General features: G+C 44.0%; 11 protein-coding genes and 2 tRNA genes. 10 read left to right on the top strand and 3 right to left on the bottom strand.

The genetic code is table 11. The features are described 5' to 3' along the window. The first annotated feature begins 196 nt into the window (after nt 1-196). The 3 genes from pflB to CDO33_RS19100 all read left to right on the top strand — a co-directional run bounded on the left by pflB (nt 197) and on the right by CDO33_RS19100 (nt 5,121). On the top strand, nt 197-2,416 hold the full coding sequence (gene pflB, locus CDO33_RS19115) for a formate C-acetyltransferase (protein WP_103080486.1): 2,220 nt from the start codon (nt 197-199) through the stop codon (nt 2,414-2,416). Nucleotides 2,417-2,898: 482 nt separating this feature from the next. Then, complete coding sequence (locus CDO33_RS19105) at nt 2,899-3,702, top strand: prohibitin family protein (protein ID WP_103080488.1); 804 nt, start codon at nt 2,899-2,901, stop codon at nt 3,700-3,702. A gap of 84 nt (nt 3,703-3,786) precedes the next feature. Continuing rightward, entirely contained in the window at nt 3,787-5,121 is a 1,335-nt protein-coding gene (locus tag CDO33_RS19100) for a hypothetical protein (protein WP_103080489.1), read from the top strand. Between the two features lie 189 nt (nt 5,122-5,310). Here the strand turns inward: CDO33_RS19100 and CDO33_RS19095 are convergent, their stop codons facing one another. Beyond that, a complete protein-coding gene (locus CDO33_RS19095) occupies nt 5,311-5,496 on the bottom strand; it encodes a hypothetical protein (protein WP_103080490.1) in 186 nt (61 codons plus the stop codon). A 343-nt stretch (nt 5,497-5,839) separates the two neighbouring features. Here CDO33_RS19095 and CDO33_RS19090 point away from each other — a divergent pair, with 343 nt between their 5' ends. Both CDO33_RS19090 and CDO33_RS19085 read left to right on the top strand, forming a co-directional pair. Next, nucleotides 5,840-6,865, top strand: coding sequence for an LCP family protein (locus tag CDO33_RS19090; RefSeq protein ID WP_161496444.1), 1,026 nt, complete (start codon nt 5,840-5,842; stop codon nt 6,863-6,865). A gap of 174 nt (nt 6,866-7,039) precedes the next feature. Further along, nucleotides 7,040-7,115 (top strand) — tRNA-Val (locus tag CDO33_RS19085). A gap of 136 nt (nt 7,116-7,251) precedes the next feature. Here the strand turns inward: CDO33_RS19085 and CDO33_RS19080 are convergent. Beyond that, complete coding sequence (locus CDO33_RS19080; protein ID WP_103080492.1) at nt 7,252-7,809, bottom strand: DUF6144 family protein; 558 nt, start codon at nt 7,807-7,809, stop codon at nt 7,252-7,254. Between the two features lie 438 nt (nt 7,810-8,247). Here CDO33_RS19080 and CDO33_RS19070 point away from each other — a divergent pair. Further along, nucleotides 8,248-8,323 (top strand) — tRNA-Thr (locus CDO33_RS19070). An 842-nt stretch (nt 8,324-9,165) separates the two neighbouring features. Here the strand turns inward: CDO33_RS19070 and CDO33_RS19065 are convergent. Continuing rightward, nucleotides 9,166-10,650 carry an L-fucose/L-arabinose isomerase family protein gene (locus tag CDO33_RS19065; RefSeq protein ID WP_202849480.1) on the bottom strand — a complete coding sequence of 495 codons (1,485 nt, stop codon included), beginning with the start codon at nt 10,648-10,650 and terminating at the stop codon, nt 9,166-9,168. Between the two features lie 350 nt (nt 10,651-11,000). Here CDO33_RS19065 and CDO33_RS19060 point away from each other — a divergent pair, with 350 nt between their 5' ends. The 4 genes from CDO33_RS19060 (at nt 11,001) to CDO33_RS19045 (ending at nt 16,824) form a co-directional block, all read left to right on the top strand. Then, nucleotides 11,001-12,035 (top strand): LacI family DNA-binding transcriptional regulator, encoded by a 1,035-nt coding sequence (locus CDO33_RS19060; protein WP_103080495.1) that lies wholly within the window; start codon nt 11,001-11,003, stop codon nt 12,033-12,035. 175 nt (nt 12,036-12,210) lie between these two features. Next, a complete protein-coding gene (gene xylB, locus CDO33_RS19055) occupies nt 12,211-13,737 on the top strand; it encodes a xylulokinase (protein WP_103080496.1) in 1,527 nt (508 codons plus the stop codon). Between the two features lie 337 nt (nt 13,738-14,074). Then, nucleotides 14,075-14,920, top strand: a complete 846-nt coding sequence (locus tag CDO33_RS19050; protein WP_103080497.1) for a formate/nitrite transporter family protein — start codon at nt 14,075-14,077, stop codon at nt 14,918-14,920. 224 nt (nt 14,921-15,144) lie between these two features. After that, nucleotides 15,145-16,824, top strand: coding sequence for a formate--tetrahydrofolate ligase (locus tag CDO33_RS19045; RefSeq protein WP_103080498.1), 1,680 nt, complete (start codon nt 15,145-15,147; stop codon nt 16,822-16,824). The last annotated feature ends 323 nt before the right edge of the window (nt 16,825-17,147 follow it).

Genomic DNA, 17,147 nt, shown 5'->3' with positions numbered 1-17,147 from the left:
AAAGATAAACAAATTATAAACAATTTTATAATATAAAATTTATGGGTATATTTCAAATAATAATAAATACTATATTGAACAATTTGCTCAATTATTATATAATGATTAATGTATACAGAATACAATATCCTGTACATGAAACAAGAGAATGAAAAACACAATGCACTAATTTACCAGATAGAGGATGGAGGTTTCTATGAATACAAAATTTAATGAGGGAAAATGGAACAAGGAAATAGATGTGAGGGATTTCATAATCAGGAATTACACTCCTTATGATGGGGATGAAAGCTTTCTTGAAGGGCCAACTGAAAGAACCCGCAAGCTCTGGGATAAGGTAAAGGCTCTCATGAAGGCTGAAAGAGAAAAGGGTGGAGTTCTGGACATAGACGAAAAAACCATATCCACAATTACTTCCCATAAGCCCGGTTATATAGATAAGGATTTGGAAACAATAGTAGGACTGCAGACGGATGAACCTTTAAAGAGAGCGATAATGCCTTTCGGTGGAATCCGCATGGTGCGCTCATCTCTTAAGGCATATAACCGTACAATGGACCCTGATGTTGAAAGGGTGTTCAAATACAGGAAAACTCACAATGACGGTGTATTTGATGCATACACCGATGAAATGAAAAAGGCAAGACACACTGGTATAATAACAGGTCTGCCGGATGCCTATGGCCGTGGAAGAATAATTGGTGACTACAGGAGAGTTGCCCTTTATGGAGTGGACTACTTGATTGCAAAGAAGAAAGAGGCCAAGGAAAACCATGTTTTTGATGCCATGGATTCTGATACGATAAGGGACAGGGAGGAACTCAGCGAGCAGATAAAGGCCCTGGAGGAGCTTAAGGAAATGGCTGCCGGGTATGGATTCGATATAAGCAGGCCTGCCCAGGATACGAAGGAAGCCATCCAGTGGCTGTATTTTGGCTACCTGGCGGCAGTCAAGGAACAGAATGGTGCGGCAATGAGCCTGGGAAGGGTATCCACTTTCCTGGACATTTATGCAAGCAAGGACCTTGAGGAAGGGCGCTACAGCGAAGCTGAGATTCAGGAAATGGTAGATCATTTCGTCATGAAGCTCAGAATGGTAAGATTCTTAAGAACACCGGAATATGATGAACTGTTCTCCGGAGATCCTACATGGGTAACAGAGTCCATAGGAGGCGTGGGCAATGATGGAAGGCACATGGTAACAAAGATGTCCTACAGATTCCTGCATACCCTTACAAACCTGGGACCTGCTCCTGAACCGAATCTGACCGTGCTTTGGTCCAAAAGGCTGCCTGACAACTTCAAAAAATTCTGTGCGAAAATGTCTGTGGAAACTTCATCGATCCAATACGAAAATGATGACCTTATGAGGGATAAATTCGGAGATGATTATGGTATAGCATGCTGTGTTTCGGCTATGAGGATCGGAAAACAGATGCAGTTTTTCGGAGCCAGAGCAAACCTTGCCAAAGCCCTGCTGTATGCAATTAACGGCGGCAAGGACGAAATCTACGGAACTCAGGTAGCACCTTCCTTTGCACCCATTACCTCCGAATATCTGGATTATAACGAAGTGACCGAGCGGTTTGATTTGATTATGGAATGGCTTTCCAAGCTATACATCAACACGCTTAACGTCATCCATTATATGCATGATAAATATTGCTATGAAAAATTAGAGATGGCTCTGCATGATGAGGAAATAGTGAGAACCATGGCCTGCGGAATAGCCGGTCTGTCCGTTGTGGCCGATTCACTGTCAGCCATCAAGCATGCAAAGGTAAAGGCTATAAGAAATGATCAGGGATTGGCTGTTGACTTTGAAATTGAAGGCGATTATCCGAAGTTCGGAAACAATGATGCTGAGGTGGATGAGATAGCTGTTAATGTGGTGAAGAGTTTCATGTCCAAGCTTAAAAAACACAAGACATACAGGAACAGCAAGCCCACCCAGTCCATCCTCACCATTACGTCAAACGTTGTGTATGGCAAGAAGACAGGAAATACTCCGGATGGAAGAAGGCACGGCGAGCCTTTTGCACCGGGAGCAAATCCCATGCACAAGAGAGACACCAACGGATGCCTTGCTTCAATGAGCTCAGTGGCCAAGCTGCCTTATGATGATAGTGAAGACGGCATATCATATACTTTCTCCATAGTGCCGGGAGCTCTGGGCAGGACGGCGGAAGACAGATACAAAAACCTGTCGGCTCTTCTGGACGGATATTTCGGTGATGGAGGCCATCACATAAACGTAAACGTGCTGGAAAGGGAAATGCTTCTGGATGCCATGGATCATCCGGAAAAATATCCGCAGCTCACTATTAGGGTATCGGGATATGCGGTAAACTTTATCAAGCTTACGAGGGAACAGCAGTTGGATGTAATAAACAGGACTTTCCATCAGAGAGTTTAATATAGAATCATTAAGCTTTGCTTTATGCAAGGTAAACTTTAATAGATAGATACTTTATACAGGTAAAAGCAACCTTATATTGAATTTCAGAACCCTGGGGTTTAACCGACCCCGGGGTTTTTCTTTTGGGATGAGGATATATAGGCTGGGAAAAGGATACATAGGTGAAAATAAAGCAAAAGCCTCCGGGCGCCAGGTAAATTAACATATCCAGGTAAATTAACATATAATGGAGTATTTTTGCTGCAATAAAAATAACGGATTTAAATGAAATTCTCCCTCCAGCCTTGTGGTCATCGGACAATGATATCAAAAATATCAAAGGTGAATTAAAAAAATTTAAAAAGTACTTTACAAATATAACGTTATGATATAATATAGATTGTAGAGCGATACACAACATAGTACATACAAAAAAACTATGGCATAATTTTAATGCTACGCCAATTAAAATATTATTTAATGGGAGGTCAAAGATTGCTATGTCAAAGAAAGTTGTTAAGCTTATGGTGATAGGTTTTGTGCTGGTGTTTTTGCTGGTAGTGGTGGTTAACTCCTTTACGGTGGTTGGCTCGGGTTACACCGGTGTGGTGCTGAACTTTGGAGCAGCCAGCGATAATGTGCTGAGTGAGGGTATTCACTTTAAGATTCCTTTTGTACAGAGTGTGGAATTGATAGACACCAGGATACAAAAGCTTGAGATTGATTCCACTGCTGCTTCAAAGGATTTGCAGGAGATAAAGAACAAAATAGTGGTAAACTACAAGGTGGAGCCTCAGTACAGCGCGAAAATTTACAAGACCATCGGGAAAAATTACGCCGATGTGGTAATTGCTCCGGCCACTCAGGAGAGCATAAAAGCGGTTACTGCGAAATTTACGGCGGAAGAACTCATCACCCAGAGGCAGTCCGTCAGCAGCAACATTAAAGATCTCATGAATGAAAAGATGAGACCCTATGGTATAGTAATTGCTGACTTTAATATTGTAAACTTTGAATTCAGCGAAGAGTTCAATGCGGCCATAGAAGCCAAGCAGACAGCGCAGCAGCTGGCGCTTAAGGCAAAGCAGGACTTGGACAGGGTTAAAATTGAAGCCGAGCAGAAGGTTACCCAGGCAAAGGCTGAAGCAGAGGCGCTTAAAGTCCAGAAGCAGGAGATCACTCCGGAACTGCTGAAATTAAGAGAGATAGAAGCTCAGTTGAAGGCTATTGAAAAATGGGACGGCAAAATGCCCCAGTATGTATCGGGGGATAATGGCACAATCTTCAACATTCCGGTGAAATAAGGAGCAATCGGATAATACCGGACAACACGGCGGGAGGTGCAACATCGCCTGCCGTGTTGTCTATAATGGTATGGAGGTAAAAAAATGAAGGTGTATGAGGAAGTTAAACTGAAGGTGCGTGAGGGTAGCAAAACGGGGAGGAAGGAAGCTCTCTGCGTGGACGAATGGGTGGAATCCTTCAAGGACAGGTACCAAAAAACCTGGTGGAACACTCCGGTATCTATGCCGGAGCTGGGAGAACCCATGGATAAATCTATGAAAAGGCAGAAGGAAAAGGATGCCGATATGTGGATTAACGCACTGTACGGCAAGCTGGAGAAGTTCCCCAGCCAGGTGGAAAAACGGGCAGCTTGGCAGGAAGAAGCCATAAGAATCGCAAGGTCGGCGGGAGCTGAAATTTTGGGTATAAAAAGCCCTAAGCTTTCTGACATCATATTCGGAGATTTTGCCCGGGTAACCGGCGCTTTTATAGAGGAAGCGTCCTCCTTTAATCCCGGCATCAGACCGGTGGATATAATGCAGGCCATGAGAAACGTATGGATTATGAACTGTATGCAGGTGCTGATGGGCATAGAAGTAGAATACACACCTTCCATTTTTGCCTACAGCATGCTGTATCCTGTTACTGACAATTATATGGATGATGCGGGGATATCTCCTCAAAGCAAGTGGAGGATCAGCAGGAATTTTAGAAGGAAGCTCTCCGGAGAAGGTAAAAAACCTGAAAATGAGCATGAAGAGCAAATCTTCAGGCTTGTAGATAGAATTGAAAAGCAATATCCCCGCAGGGAGTTCCCCTATGTCTATGACAGCCTTCTTTGCATTCACAAAGCGCAGGAGAGGAGTCTGGAACAGCAGGGAAAGGATTTATCACCCTATGAAAGCAATATTCTTGACATAAGTTTTGAAAAGGGCGGCACATCTGTGCTGGCGGATGCGTTCCTGGTGAAGGGTATTCTAAGTAAGGGAGACGCGGATTTTATATTCGGTTTCGGCGCCATTCTTCAGATGATTGATGACCTGCAGGATGCTGAGAGGGACATGAATAACGGGCATATGACCATTTTCTCCCAGACAGCTAAAAGGTGGAAGCTGGATTCCATTACCAACCGCTTGCTTAATTTTCTTCACCACCATATGAAAAGCTGGATGTATTATGTGAATATCAGTCAGCATGAAATGATACGCTTAATAGAAAGCAACTGCATACTGCTCATAATGGAGGCCATAGCCAGGAATAAAAAGTTTTTCAGCCAGAGTTATCTAAAACATATAGAAACCTATTCGCCCTACAGTTTTGCATATCTGCAAAACCTTGAAAACAACCTTAAGAAGAAGTATGCGAAGCTGGAGAAAAGGTTTCGTGGTATTTCCGTAGATTCCATCCTGGCCCAGGCAGTTACCCCTGTTTATCAATAAAGCTCGGGATGCGGTGCGATGAAATGTGCTATGGATTTGCATAGCCCGAATATTACGGTATGAATATAATTTGATAGGGCACTGCTGTCATATTGCCACCATGGGGTATATAAAACACATGGCTGCTACATAATGCCCAGGGCATAACAATTACTGCTGCACAACGCCATGGGCATGAACAAAAATGCGTCAGGCGGGATATTTATAGCATGTATAATAAATCGAACACAAAGAGTCTTCGCTCATATCATTATAGTCCGGTTCGAATGCTTTTACATCGGCGAATTTTGCTGCAAGCCTTGTTTCGTGTTTGATTATGCTCTTGAGCAAGGAATAGCTTAATGCAACCATTATAGCTAAAAACAATACTGTCATAGGTAAACACCACCTTCATATATATTGTTTATTATTTAACATTCTCTGTTTATATTATAACATACTTTGATAAAAAAATAACAGACTTTTTTAAAAAATTTTTTGAAATTTTGATTTCCTGTCCCATCAAAGGTTGGATATAATTAAAAAGATGGGCGGAGCCAGTGATAAGGTCAGGAGGGGGAGAATGCCTCCTCCTCGCATGGATGCCGGCTAATTAGTTCAATTGGATATGATTGAACTAATCTTACAGCGTTAGGGCTAAGCCCTCATTAAAATATATGGAACCATGAAGGTAAAAAATAGTCTAATATTTTATACAAAGTCCTGGGAGGGAATGGTTTTGAAAAAACCTGTTGTCATATTGGCAGTGGTAGGGATAGTTATTGTTCTAACAGTAGGGATGTATGCTTTTGTGAGAGCGACGCTGAATTATTTTCATGAAGAAGGTATAGAAGCCGCTGATATTGACGGAGGTTATGGAAATGACATACCGCAGGACTACAGCGATGTAGACGGTATAAGCGATGGAGATAATGAAGGCAAGGATGTCTCAAAGCATGGCAGTTCCGGTGAAGAAAAACCGGAATATGCCGACCCTTATCTTAAAATGATTAAGGAAAGCAAGCGGATAAATATTTTATGCCTTGGGATAGCCCAATATTCCCTGGCTGATGTCATGATAGTTGCAAGTCTGGACCCTGAAAGCAATTCGCTGGATTTGATATCGATTCCCAGGGATACCTATTTCTACAGGCCGGGATTTGAGACTGCGCCGGAAAAAAAGATCAATGCCAGCTTTTATGGCAAAACCCTGGCGGAAAGAGCCCAATCTTCGATGAACAGCGTAAGGGATTTGCTGCGGATTCCGGTTCACCATTTTGTAAAAATAGAATATAAAGGCGTGGAGGAAATTATCGACGCATTAGGAGGGGTTGAGGTAAACATACCTTTTGATATGGACTATGACGACCCTTTGGATGATCTGCATATCCATTTTAAGAAGGGAAAAAGAACCCTCAATGGGGAAGAAGCGGTAAAATTCCTTCGATTCAGGCAAAATAATGATAATACCCATTCTGATGGAGATATAGGCAGAATAAAGAGGCAGCAGGACCTGATAAAAACGGCTATGAACAAGGCTTTGGGGCTGCAGCTTTTTAAGTTGATAGACATTGCCAAGGAGTACATAAAAACCAGTATGACTGCCGATGATATGCTCGCATACGCAATGGAGCTTTCACAGATGGATATGGATAATGTTAAAACTTACGTCCTTCCCGGTGAAGCCAGATATTTAAACGGGGCAAGCTATTACATACACGATGAGCAGGTCACAAAGGATTTGATAATGGAAATATATAAATAATCTGCAGCAGCAAAGAAATTTGTCTAGCAAACAATGGAATTACCAAAATTTGTATGGCATTTAATATTGCAATTTATAATAATCTGCAGAAGTAAAGAAATTGTTTGACTTTTTGAAGCTGGGGGTGTTATAATAATTCATGCGACGCAAGACATATGGACTTGCTTATAATTTGGGCGCTTAGCTCAGCTGGGAGAGCACCTGCCTTACAAGCAGGGGGTCATAGGTTCGAGCCCTATAGTGCCCACCATAATTTTTATTTTCCATACTTGTAACTGGGGATTGGATTAAAATCCCCAGTAAAACAACGACTGACATCATAAGACTGGATGTCAGATTTTTTATGCTTTCAAAAGGGGCAATCCGGCCGGTGTAAAAAGTGGGTTTCATTTGGACACGCAAATATTTGCACTAATAACTAATTTCAAATATGCACTTATCCGAGCCATCCAAAATTGTTTGTATTTTTTCACTTTTACCGAGTCTCCAAAAATAGATGAAAATAACCTTTCAAACCAACCTGTTGAGCAGTAGCAGTATACGGGTGACATACCTTTTGCATTCTTTGCAAGGCCACAGTAGCAGGTATTGTATATACCGATTATTTTCCCATCCTTCGTATGTAGTTGCCCACCACCGATGTGTTGCCCATTGAGGAGCTGCAAAAAGTCATCAATGCTGCTGGATTTTTCATATAGTTTCTTTGCCTTATCAATTATTGAATCAGAGATACATTGATACCCGCAAGGTTTCATTATTTTTTCAACAGCTTCTTCACCTTGGGTCTCATTAATCTTGTCAATTATTTTCTTAACATATTTTGCCTGCTTGTTGGGAGTTGCCTTCGAATCTAGAACTCCGCAATCTGCTATAATGCTATTGTAACTGTCCGTTCCGGTGATCGTTTTAATACTTTCGAGTATTCTGTCAACTTTATTTGCCATCAAAATCATCCCCCTTTTCCACTATTCTGCCATACAAAATGTGACACCAGTATGTCAAGTTTGAGTTTTCCTTAGATTTTTATGGATATGACTCAGTAGACCCATTGAATTTGATATGAGCAAAAGTTGCCTACGGAGTTGTGGGGATTGGTGATGGCATAATCTCTTTTTGAAGGCTTTTGGAAAGCTGTTGATGCAAAAAGGCAACTTGATCAACAATGTTCAAAAACAGCAGAACGCTTTCCCTAAGGAAAGGTATTATTGTGCTTTCGATAAAAGATTTCAGTTCATTATTAAATATGTGATTGGAAACACAGCCCATAATGTGACACAAATTTCCTGCAAAAAGGGGTTGACTTTGAGCAGGGGTGCATGTTATTATATACACGCAGTTGAGATATCATCTGTTTAGATGACAAAAAAATAGCATTATTTTATGCTGGTGTAGCTCAGCAGGTAGAGCAGCTGACTTGTAATCAGCAGGTCGGGGGTTCGATTCCGTCCACCAGCTCCAAATAAACCACGGTTAGTGCCGTGGTTTTTGTTTTGCATACAGGGACGGAATCGAACCCGAGAGGGCACGAGCCGTGAAGAAAACGTGCTAAATGCACGTTTTTAGGCGAGTGTGCGCAAGATGGAGCGAAGCGGAATCTGAGCGGGCAGTACAGCGAAGCCGGACGGTGATTCCGTCCACCAGCTCCAAGAAAACCACGGTTAGTACCGTGGTTTTTGTTTTGCATTCAGGGACGGAATCGAACCCATAAAAAAGCTGCCTGAATCTAAACCGCTGCTTGGATATGGGAGCTATATTCCTTTGGCGATAGCCTGGGCAGCTTCCCTTGGAATCTTCTGTTGCTGTAAAAGTGAATGTAGAAATTAATTATCGGCTTTCAGGCCATCGGATAATGGCTTTCAAACTGTCTAAATCGAGGCTGATTCTGTAATGTCGAATTAATAAACTATCTTCGAGGCTCCATCTTCACCTCTGAGATAGGTTCGACAGGTCTGTTTTTCTTCCAGATGGATTGCTTGATTTTGTGGCATTAAATCTTTTTGGCATTAAATCTTTTTGGCATATAAATATGATCCCCTTTTTGTAAAGTGCTTTTTCACTGTCTGCTTCAAGGGGATCATATCAACGTTTATACAGGTTAACTCTTATACAGGCAGCTCCGCCAGCTATATTTCAGTAATATTTATAACACAATAAGCTATGCCGGCATCTGTAATTTATACCCTCCGGCATAAGAGCTTATTAACCGGCTCTTTGGGTTTTCGGTCAGCCCTTCGTCACTGCCAATCGCATGCCAATCGCAAAAATTTATATAACCAAGCTTGTGTTTTCAAACCAGTTCATTATGCATCAAAAGGGTTTTCATTCTTATACAGCATGCCTTTCGGCTGATTGAAGGAAATATCGTCCACACCAAGATATGAGAAAATGGTATGAAGCGCTTTTCCGCAATGGCTGAAGGCAACTGCCCCATGATGGGGATAACGCTTTGCTATAAGCACATAACGATAGAAGCGGCCCATTTCAGGGATGGCAAAAACACCTATTCCTCCGAAGGAGCGGGTTGCTACCGGAAGCACTTCTCCCTGGGCAATATATGCTTGCAATTTTGTATCGGGGGTGCTTTGCAGGCGGAAGAATGTGATTTTACCCGGAGCGATATCGCCTTCCAGGGTACCCCTTGTAAAGTCAGGCTCCCCTCCGTTTTCCAAAAGCCTGTTCTGAATGAGCTGATACTTTATGGCACCCTTGGAAAGCTTGCACAGAGGCGTATTTCCACAGTGGAATCCCATGAAAACATCTTTCAGGGTGTAGTTATATTTACCTTTGATATCTGCTTCATAGATATCCTTCGGAACACTGTTGTTGATGTCCAGCAATGTTACAGCGTCGTTGGTTACGCAAGCTCCGATATATTCACTGACAGCACCGTAAATATCTACTTCGCAGGAAACCGGACAACCCTTTGAGGCAAGACGGCTGTTTACATAGCATGGTTCAAAGCCGAATTCTTTGGGGAATGCCGGCCAACATTTGTTGGCAAATACCACATATTCTCTGGAACCTTTGTTCTGCTCCGCCCAATCCAGCAAGGTGAGCTCATATTGAGCCATACGAGGCAGCAGTTCAGGGTATTGATTGCCCAAGCCCAACTCTGCAGCCATATCTTCTACAACACTTGGGATTCTTGGGTCATCCTTGTGAGCTCTGTAAGCTACCAGCAGATCGAGCTCGGAATTTTCCTGGATTTCCACTCCTATGTCGTAGAGAGGTTTGATGGGCGCATTGCATGCAAAGAAATCCTGAGGCCTCGGTCCAAAGCTTATAACTTTTAATTTAGAAAGTCCGATGAGCGCACGGGCAACGGGAACGAATTCGTCAATCATTTTCGCTATATCTTCAGCAGTACCAACGGGATATGATGGTATGACGGCAGGAATTTTCCTAAGTCCGAGGTTATATGAGCAGTTCAGCATACCGCAGTAGGCATCGCCTCTGCCGTTAATCAAATCATCGCCGGATTCTTCGGCAGCCGCTACATACATAACAGGGCCATCAAAATTCTTGGCGATCAGAGTTTCCGGTGTTTCAGGGCCAAAATTACCAAGGAAAACCACCAGAGCATTGCAGCCGGCTTTTTTGACCTCTTCCACCGCCTTGAGCATGTCATTTTCGTTTTCCACGGTAGTTTTTGCTTCAAAAATGCTGCCTCCCATATCGGTATAGCTTTTTACAATGGCAGCCCTTCTTCTTTCGGAGAGCTCGATGACGAAACAGTCGCGGCTTACGGCGATTATACCCAGTTTTACTTCAGGAATGTTATTCAACCTAATCCCCCTTTTCATATCATACTTTTCAGAATGTGCCTGAGCACAAAATAGACCATCAGATACACTCAGAATAACATCAATTCAAAGCCTTGTCAAACATAATTTTATGCTGCCGCACAGAGGTATATGCGGAACGGAAGTCAATTCTGCCTGAAGTTTTTCAGCAGCATGCTGGCAAATAAAATCATATTAATGCATTGACGTATGACATCCGGGCATGTATGATAAATATATACAATGTGCATGAGCACAGTGGGGTGATTTGGCGCTGAAGCTCAGAAGATGTAAAGATATGATAAAGGCAAAGATAATCAGAAACAGAAATAAAGATAGGATGTGACTCGCTAGTGGCTGTTACAATAAAAAAGATTGCCGAGTTGTGCGGTGTTTCCAGAGGTACGGTGGACCGGGTGCTGAATAACCGCGGCAAAGTAAAGCCGGAGACCGAAGCGCTGATAAGGCGTGTTGCAGAACAGTTGGACTACAAGCCCAATATTGCAGGAAAAGCTCTGGCGGCGCGCAAAAAGTCTTTTGTAATAGGCGTAATTGTGGCTTCGGAAGGCAATCCCTTTTTTGATGACGTCTTGAAGGGAATTCATCAGGCGGAAAATGAGCTTCATGATTACGGAGTCAAAATAATAATCAAAACGATGAAGGGCTACGATATACAAAGACAGTTAAAACTGATTGAAGAACTCGAAGGCGGGATTCATGCTCTTATCCTCAACTCCATAAGCGATGCCGAAATCGCTGCAAAAATTGATGAATTGACGGATAAAGGCATTCCGGTAATCACCCTGAACACGGATATAGAAAACAGCAAAAGGCTTTGCTATGTGGGCTGCGATTATGTCAAGGGAGGAGAGACGGCATGCGGCATGCTGGGGCTTCTGACCGGAGGAAGGGCCAAGGTCGGAGTCATCACCGGTTCAGTCAAAATACTGGGGCACAATCAAAGGGTCCAAGGTTTTCGCAATGTGATAAAGAGGAGATATCCCGGAATAGAAGTGGTCGACTTTGCAGAATCCAATGATGACGACATCATAGCCTTTGAAGCTACAAAAAAGATGTTGCTCGAGCACAAGGAAATTGACGCTCTTTTTATTGCCGCCGCCGGTGCCTATGGAGTGTGCAGGGCGGTGATATCCCTGGGGCTGGAGAATAAAATTACCATTGTATGCTTCGACGACGTGCCTTCTACCGTTGAAATGATGGAAAAAGGGCTGATCAAGGCCACCATCTGCCAGCAGCCTTTCCTTCAGGGAAATAAATCGGTGCATATTGCCTACGATTATTTGGTAAGCGGAGCAAGGCCGCACAATGACCAGTTCATAGTGGAAAACAAGATAAAAATACTGGAGAATCTTTACCAGACACCATAACCGGACGCATTCGGCATATTATGCAGAATATCAATAAAAATGAAAATATGGATTTCATAATAAGGGGCGCGATGCCCGAATATTGCAATCGTCATGAAACATGGGGCAAGGCTTGCTGCCAAAGTTTCCTGCCTTACATCAAGGTGTTTTAAATAAATATAATGGAGGGATCGGGATGAATTATTTAATAGGAATTGATATCGGCACATCATCCACCAAAACAGTTTTGTTTGATGAAAACTACAATGTGGTATCATCGGCATCTCAGGAGTATCCGCTGTATCAGCCTCAAAACGGATGGGCCGAGCAGAAGCCGGAGGATTGGTATAATGCTGTCATGGACACCCTCAAAAGAGTGATAAAGGAGTCGGGAGTACCTGGCGAATCAATCCTCGGAATCGGATTGTCGGGACAAATGCATGGACTGGTCATGCTGGATGAAAACAATGAAGTGATACGCCCTGCGATTATCTGGTGCGACCAGCGCACAGCGAAGGAATGCGAAGAGATAACGGAAAGGGTTGGCGCAAAAAGATTGATTGAGATTACGGCAAACCCTGCGCTGACAGGCTTTACTGCCTCCAAAATCCTCTGGGTGCGCAACAATGAACCGGAAAACTATGCAAGATGCAGGCATATCCTGCTTCCCAAGGATTATATCCGTTTCATGCTGACCGGTGAGTTTGCGACGGAGGTATCGGATGCGAGCGGTATGCAGCTTCTGGACATACCAAACCGCTGCTGGTCGGACGAGGTGCTGGAAAAGCTGGAGATTGACAAGTCCATGCTGGGTAAGGTATATGAATCCCCTGAGGTGACCGGTCATATAACTCAAAAGGTGGCGGAAGAAACAGGACTGTCCGTTAAGACAATAGTGGTAGGCGGAGCAGGGGATAACGCGGCTGCTGCGGTAGGTACGGGAATTGTACGGGACGGCAGGGCATTTACCACCATAGGTACCAGCGGTGTGGTTTATGCTCACAGCAGCAGGATTACCATTGACCCGAAGGGCAGGGTGCATACTTTTTGCTGTGCCGTGCCAGGCTGCTGGCATGTGATGGGTGTTACCCAGGGAGCTGGGCTGTCGCTGAAATGGTTCAGAGACAACTTCTGCCAGGATTACATAGATGAGGCTAAAAGGCAGGGTGTCGATCCCTATTATCTGATGGATAAGGATGCGGAATCTGTTCCGATAGGCAGCAATAAGCTGGTATTCCTTCCTTATCTGATGGGCGAGAGGACGCCTCACCTGGACCCGGATTGCCGGGGCGTGTTCTTTGGTTTGTCAGCAATCCATACTAAAAAGGATATGATCCGCGCTGTGATGGAAGGAGTCTCTTATTCCCTGAAAAACTGCAGCGATATTTTGAAGGAGATGGGAATTGCAGTGGGTGAAATGATGGCCTGCGGCGGAGGAGGTACGAGCAAGCTGTGGAGGCAGATGCTTGCCGACTTGTACGGCTGTGAAGTGAAAATGGTTTCCTCCAAGGAAGGACCGGCGCTGGGAGCTGCGATTCTGGCAGGCGTTGGAGCCGGGCTTTTTGACAGTGTCGAACAGGCATGCGACAGGGTCATCAAGGTCGACAAGGTATGCGGGCCAATTGATGAAAACTCCAGGAAATATGAGAAGTTTTATGAAATATACAACAGTTTGTACGGTGATTTGAAGGCTGAATTCGCAAAGCTGGCGAAGCTTTCATAAAACCTAACATTAATAATGTGAAATGCCATAAAAGCACAGGGGGCTGAAACCCTTGTGCTTTTTGCGTTTTGCCTTATATGTTTCAATAAAAAAATACAAAAAGCACAATAAATTTTATATATCAGCACTTTAATCTGATATAATATATAGTCATGGGTGTCAAAAGAGTGAATCGGATTGCTGTGCCGGCTGATGCTGTAAAAGCAGCCGGCAGTCTCTTGCAGCAATTACAAAACAACCCCATTGTTTAATTCATGCCGGATATGATCAAATCCAATCTTATACCGGAAAAATATTAATATTGCAGTTTGAAGCAAGCAGAAAGGAGTCATTTTTTGTGAATAATTTCTACCTCAGCCCGTCTGAGATTACTGAGAGGTATGTGGATACGGGATGCATGAAATCCAATCTACCCCCGCTTAAGCTGCTTTTGCTGGGGATTCTTGCCGGAGCTTTCATAGCCTTTGCGTCCGAAGGCTCCAACATGGCTATCCATACCATTACCTCCGCGGGTTTGGCCAAGACTTTGGCCGGTGCCCTTTTTAGCACCGGATTGATGATGGTTGTAATAACAGGAGCCGAATTGTTTACCGGCAATACCCTTATTATTGTTTCGTGCCTTGAGGGCAGAGCCAGGTGGGGGGGGCTTCTGAAAAATTGGTTTTTTGTTTATACCGGAAACTTTATAGGTGCTGTAATTGTTGTGGTCTTTATCCTATTATCGGGACAATTTAATTTTTCATCTGGAATGCTGGGGGGCTATACCATTAAGACTGCGGTTTACAAGGTGAGTCTTCCCTTTGCCGGGGCCTTTTTCATGGGACTGCTTGGCAATTGGCTGGTGTGCATGGCGGTATGGATGGCATCGGCGGCAAAGGATGTCACAGGAAAGCTTTTGTCGATATTCTTCCCGATATGGCTGTTTGTAACTTCGGGATTTGAGCACAGCATCGCAAACATGTATTACATACCGGCGGGAATTCTGGCAAAATCCAATCAGACCTGGCTTGACGCAGCCATTTCAATGGGCGTGGCCGCAAAGGATCTGGAAGCACTAAACTGGAGTTCCTTTGTATTGAAAAACTTGATCCCGGTTACTCTGGGAAACATAGTAGGAGGATCAATATTCGTCGGTGTGACATATTGGCTTTCGTACCTTTATAAAGCCAAGAAAAAGGCATGAACCGGAAGAAATTTTCAAATTTTGCAATAGGACATAGACATATTTGATTCTTTTATATAAACTTATTCTATATAGATTTAAGGCCCTATAGTGCAAAGCAGTATGTAATAAAGCGCTTTAGTTTTATCTACCTTCAAAATGTGAATAGAAGCAGCATAAGGAAACGCGGAAAAGCGATTTTATATAATCAGTGAACAGAACCGAAGAGATAAGGAGGTAAATGTATGGGATTTAAAGGCGATATAGAAATTGCGCAGAGCACGGAGATGAAGCCTATAGAAGAGATTGCCGCTTCTATAGGAATTGACAGGGAAAACCTTGAGCTGTACGGAAACTATAAGGCAAAGGTGAACTACAATATATTGGAAAAGCTTTCCGACAGAAAGGATGGCAAGCTTATTCTTGTCACAGCCATCACACCCACACCGGCAGGGGAGGGAAAAACCACCACCACCGTTGGCCTGGGGGATGCGTTGAAGAAAATAGGCAAGAAGGTGGTCATAGCTTTAAGGGAACCGTCATTAGGCCCGGTATTCGGAGTTAAGGGCGGAGCCGCGGGAGGTGGGTATGCCCAGGTGGTACCCATGGAGGATATAAACCTGCACTTCACCGGAGACATGCATGCTATCGGTGCTGCGAATAACCTTCTTGCTGCAATGATAGACAACCATATATATCAGGGCAACCAACTGGGGATAGACCCGAGAAGGATAACCTGGAAAAGGTGCGTCGATATGAACGACCGGCAGCTAAGGTTTATTGTGGACGGTTTAAACGGAAAAGCCAATGGCATGCCGCGGGAAGACGGCTTTGACATAACGGTGGCATCGGAGGTTATGGCGATTTTGTGCTTGTCCAAGAATATCGATGACCTTAAGGAAAAGCTAAGGAGCATCGTCATAGGTTATACCAGGGATGACAAGCCGGTGACTGCCGGACAATTGAAGGCGGAAGGCGCGATGGCAGCTCTTCTGAAAGATGCACTGAAACCCAATCTCGTTCAGACCCTGGAGCACACTCCTGCTTTTGTGCACGGTGGACCTTTTGCCAACATCGCCCATGGATGCAACAGCATAATGGCTACAAAAATGGCTCTAAAATTCGGGGACTATGTGGTAACGGAGGCAGGCTTTGGAGCTGATCTGGGTGCTGAGAAATTCCTGGATATCAAATGCCGTATTGCCGGTCTAAAGCCGTCGGCAGTTGTCATAGTGGCTACAGTGAGGGCTTTGAAACATCACGGAGGAGCAGAAAAGTCACAGCTTTCTGTTGAAAATCTGGAGGCGCTGGAAAAGGGCATACCAAACCTCCTCAAGCATATAGAGAATATTACCGTTAAATTCGGACTTCCGGCAGTGGTGGCCATAAACCGGTTCCCGACGGATACCGAAGCGGAGCTGAAACTGATAGAAGAAAAATGCAAGCAGTATGGCGCCAATGTCGCCCTCTCCGAAGTTTGGGCCAAAGGCGGGGAAGGCGGAATAGAGCTGGCAAAAGAAGTTGTAAGGCTTGCTGACGAAGGAAAAAGCAATTTCAAATTCATATACGGCGATGAGATGCCGATTAAGGAAAAAATCGAGGCTGTTGTACGGGAGGTTTACGGAGGAGACGGCGTTGATTTCCTGCCGGCTGCTGCGAAAGAAATTTCCAAGCTCGAAGAGATGGGCTTTGGACACCTGCCTGTATGCATGGCAAAAACTCAGTATTCCCTTTCCGATGATCCGAAAAAGCTTGGCTGGCCTAAGAATTTCAGGGTTACAGTCAGAAATGTGAAAGTTTCGGCAGGAGCAGGTTTTGTGGTGGTGCTGACCGGAGATATCATGACCATGCCGGGACTCCCCAAAGTCCCTGCCGCAGAGTCAATAGATGTGGATTCCACCGGCAGAATATCCGGGCTGTTTTAGAGAAAGGCACATGGATATTTAAAAGCAAGACCGGTGGGTGGCAATGGGCAGAGTAATTGCCAGGACAGGAAAAGGTCATAGAGAAAAGGTATTGATAAGTGAGAATAGATAAAGAAAATAAAAGTAAAAAATAGAAGAAGAGAATAGAGGATAATGGACATTTTTGATGGATGGCTTAGGAAAAGGACGGAATTTTTAATAAGCTGAAAGTCAGGGAGCATTCGGCAGGCTGCTTTATTATTCAGCCTTAAGACAACCGAAAGGCGGCAGGATGCTGTTAACCTGTTAGGGCAGCAGGCCGTATGTACCCGTGTAGTATTGGA

It is taken from the genome of Clostridium thermosuccinogenes, from assembly GCF_002896855.1.
Lineage (GTDB): Bacteria > Bacillota > Clostridia > Acetivibrionales > DSM-5807 > Pseudoclostridium > Pseudoclostridium thermosuccinogenes.
The sequence above is the reverse complement of the archived record's forward strand: the minus strand, read 5'-3'. Positions and strand labels throughout refer to the sequence as shown.

Excerpts from the sequence above, each read along its gene's own strand:
- CDO33_RS19100 (WP_103080489.1), top strand. The coding sequence starts at position 3,787 with ATGAAGGTGTATGAGGAAGTTAAACTGAAGGTGCGTGAGGGTAGCAAA.
- CDO33_RS19045 (WP_103080498.1), top strand. The coding sequence starts at position 15,145 with ATGGGATTTAAAGGCGATATAGAAATTGCGCAGAGCACGGAGATGAAG.
- CDO33_RS19095 (WP_103080490.1), bottom strand. The coding sequence starts at position 5,496 with ATGACAGTATTGTTTTTAGCTATAATGGTTGCATTAAGCTATTCCTTG.
- CDO33_RS19105 (WP_103080488.1), top strand. The coding sequence starts at position 2,899 with ATGTCAAAGAAAGTTGTTAAGCTTATGGTGATAGGTTTTGTGCTGGTG.
- CDO33_RS19080 (WP_103080492.1), bottom strand. The coding sequence starts at position 7,809 with ATGGCAAATAAAGTTGACAGAATACTCGAAAGTATTAAAACGATCACC.
- xylB (WP_103080496.1), top strand. The coding sequence starts at position 12,211 with ATGAATTATTTAATAGGAATTGATATCGGCACATCATCCACCAAAACA.
- pflB (WP_103080486.1), top strand. The coding sequence starts at position 197 with ATGAATACAAAATTTAATGAGGGAAAATGGAACAAGGAAATAGATGTG.